This is a genomic window from Pseudomonas sp. P5_A2_2 (assembly GCF_054177685.1).
On sequence record NZ_JBGCUL010000541.1, the window covers coordinates 1 to 3,086 of the forward strand.

At 53.4% G+C, this 3,086-nt stretch carries 2 protein-coding genes and 1 pseudogene; 2 read left to right on the forward strand and 1 reads right to left on the reverse strand.

Translation table 11 applies throughout. The features are described from left to right. Positions 1 to 473: pseudogene (locus ACXRVY_RS21910) on the forward strand (SDR family oxidoreductase); the annotation flags it as partial. Between the two features lie 358 nt (positions 474 to 831). On the opposite strand, the gene ACXRVY_RS21915 reads toward ACXRVY_RS21910, so the two are convergent. Beyond that, complete coding sequence (locus ACXRVY_RS21915; protein WP_317851114.1) at positions 832 to 2,220, reverse strand: amino acid permease; 1,389 nt, start codon at positions 2,218 to 2,220, stop codon at positions 832 to 834. Between the two features lie 195 nt (positions 2,221 to 2,415). Between ACXRVY_RS21915 and ACXRVY_RS21920 the strand changes: the two genes are divergently transcribed. Further along, complete coding sequence (locus ACXRVY_RS21920; protein WP_223458939.1) at positions 2,416 to 2,946, forward strand: Lrp/AsnC family transcriptional regulator; 531 nt, start codon at positions 2,416 to 2,418, stop codon at positions 2,944 to 2,946. Positions 2,947 to 3,086 lie beyond the last annotated feature (140 nt).

Consider the following 3,086-nt stretch of genomic DNA (forward strand, 5'->3'; position numbering starts at 1 on the left):
GTCAGCCGCTGGTGGAGCTGATACGCAACCTTGTACAGGGAAAGCTGACTGCAGTGCCCGGTACCGCCAAGCACTGGCTACCACTGGTTACCGTGGATTACCTGGTTGAACTGGTGGCGGTTTGTGCTTTTGATCCTGCCATGGTGGGTCAGGAACTGCTGGCGCTTGATGACCAAACTCCCAACTTGCGAGAACTCCTGGTACAGGTGGCAAAACCCGTTGGCTTAAAGTCTCCCAAGCATTACATTTCGCTGCGATTGCTGAAGTTGCTACTGAGTATTCCTCCCGTCGCGCGTTTTTTGAATACAAAACCCGAAGCCTTGGACTTTATCCAGACCACTCGTTTTGATACAGCGGCGGTCGAGCAATTTGCCAACAGGCATGGAATAGCCAAACCGGATATACGCCAGTCTTTGCAGCACACTGCAGCGTTCGTCAACTCATATTGCATAGCGAAGGGCAAGGCCCGCTGACTTCTCCCTTGGGGGCGACAAAGCCGTTAGCCCCGATTAAATGGCGGCAATGGCGGCAGAGCGCGCGGAAGTCGCTAAGCGATTGCTCATCCCATGTGACGGTGAGGTACTGAATATCCGAACCGTAAGGAGCGGGAGTAGGTACCTTGAAAATGGCCAGCTCTGCTGAAATAGTTGGCATTCGGGTTCAAAAAGGCTTCGATAGATGACTCTGCCGGACGCATACGATAAAAAGCAGGATGAATGAGGTGAGGATTGACAGGCGCATGCAATCAGGTGCGCAACTGGAATGCAGTTTCGCACCTGAAAACTATTGGAGGTTGATCGACACTCCAGAGAGACCTGACGAAATGCCGGATCAATGCAACAACGAGCGGCGCCTCGCATAGGCGAAGTAGATCACCAGGCCAATTGCCAACCACGCCCCGAATACCAGCCAGGTCGTCTGCTTGAGGAAGGTCATCAAGGTTACGCAGAACGCGATGGCGAGCAACGGAACAACGGGCACGCCCGGGCATCTGAATGCGCGAGGGAGATCGGGTCGGGTCTTGCGTAATACGATCACTGCCACCGAGATCAGACTGAATGCGGCCAACGTACCGATATTGATCAGCTCGGCGAGGACGTTCAGCGGAATCAGTGCCGAGATCAGCCCGAAGACTATTCCGACCATCCAGGTGGCGAAAAATGGTGTGCCGAATCGTGGATGAACCCTGGAAAGGCGCTGGGGAAGCAGTCCGTCGCGCGACATCGCGTAGATGATCCTGGTTTGACCGTACGCCATAACCAGAATGACAGTCGTCATGCCAATGATTGCGCCTGAATCAACGAACCCGGCGACCCAGCTTTCACCGGCATGTTGCAACGCCAATGAGACCGGATGATCAACGCCAAGGAATTGGGCATAGGGCACGATGCCGGTCATGATCATTGAAACGGCAACGTACAACACTGCACAAACGGCCAAGGAACCGATAATGCCGATGGGGAGGTCACGCGCCGGGTTTTTCACTTCTTCGGCGGCAGAGGAAACCGCATCGAAACCAATAAAAGCAAAAAAAACCAAGGCCGAAGCACTCAAAATGCCTTGGCCACCGAAGGGCGCGAAAGGTTGCCAGTTAGCCGGCTGAACATGTCGCACACCAACGGCGATGAAGAGCAGCACCACGGCGATCTTGATGATCACCATCACGTTGTTTACGCGCGCGGATTCCTTGATGCCCATGGAAAGCATCCAGGTAATTGCCAGCATAATCACCAGCGCGGGCAGGTTGAACCAGGTTTCCACACCGGGCAAAGAGCCTGGAGCCGCCGTAAGCACAACCGGAAGACTCAGCCCAAATCCGCTCAGCAAGGACTGGAAGTAACCCGACCACCCAACAGACACAGCCGAACTGGCCAGTCCGTATTCGAGCATCAGATCCCAGCCGATCATCCAGGCCACCAACTCTCCCAGCGTCGCGTAGCTGTAGGTGTAAATCGAGCCTGCTACCGGTACAGATGAGGCGAACTCGGCATAACAGAGCGCTGCAAATGCACAGGCCAACGCCGCTAACAGGAATGAAACCATGAGGGCCGGTCCCGCAGTCAATGCGCCGGTTCCGGTCAATACAAAGATGCCCGTCCCCACGATTGCACCGATACCAATCAGGACCAGATCCATCGGCCCCAGCACTTTTTTCAACCCGGCAGGAGCTCGGGCAGCAGCAATCATTGCGTCCAGGTCTTTTGTTCTGAAAATGCTCAATATTGCCTCCGTTGTTACTTGTTTTTATTGTCAGAGCCAGTGGCTTGGGTGTCGGAAATGACAAGAAATTGTATTTCAGCGCCTCGAAAATTAGCTTTCGAAACGGATCTGTATTTAATTATTTTCAGACGTTAATTATCCAAAATGTGTTCTTTATGTAATTTCCTTTCTAATATTTGTCGTTTCTGGAAATGGATGCTTGATCAAGGACCTGCGGGATGGGGCCAATCGCCCTACCGCGTACTCATTGTTAAAGGGAGAGAACACATGGCGGAAATGGATAAGGTTGATCGTTCAATTCTGGAAATTCTGCAAATGAATGGTCGCCTGACGAACGCCGAGATCGCCACTCGTGTCTGCCTGTCAGCGCCAGCCTGCTGGAAGCGCCTGAAGCGCCTGGAAGAGGAGGTGATTGTCGGGTATCACGCGCACTTGAACCCAAAGAGCATGGGGCTGGGACTTTTTGCTTTCATCAGCGTCACCCTCGATAGCCACTCCGAGGACGCCATGGAGCATTTCGAAGCGGGCGTTCTGGCGCTGCCCAACATTATTGCCTGTCACAAAGTGTCGGGGAAATACGACTACCTCTTGCAGGTAGTCGTCAAAGACATGGAGGCATTCCATGAGCTCGCCATGCATCGCATACGTACGCTCGGCAATATCAAGGAAATGTACACCGGGTTTTCGCTCAAGGAGATCAAGCACTGCAATACCTTGCCACTGTAAGTGCCTGGGCTTGCCCCTTGTTCAGGACGAGTCACACAATCGATGCCGGGTTTGGCGGGATTTTTGTATCCTCGAACTTGGCGCCGTCGATGTGGGCTGGCATTCTATCTAACGACAAAGCAACGACAGGGACCGTCATC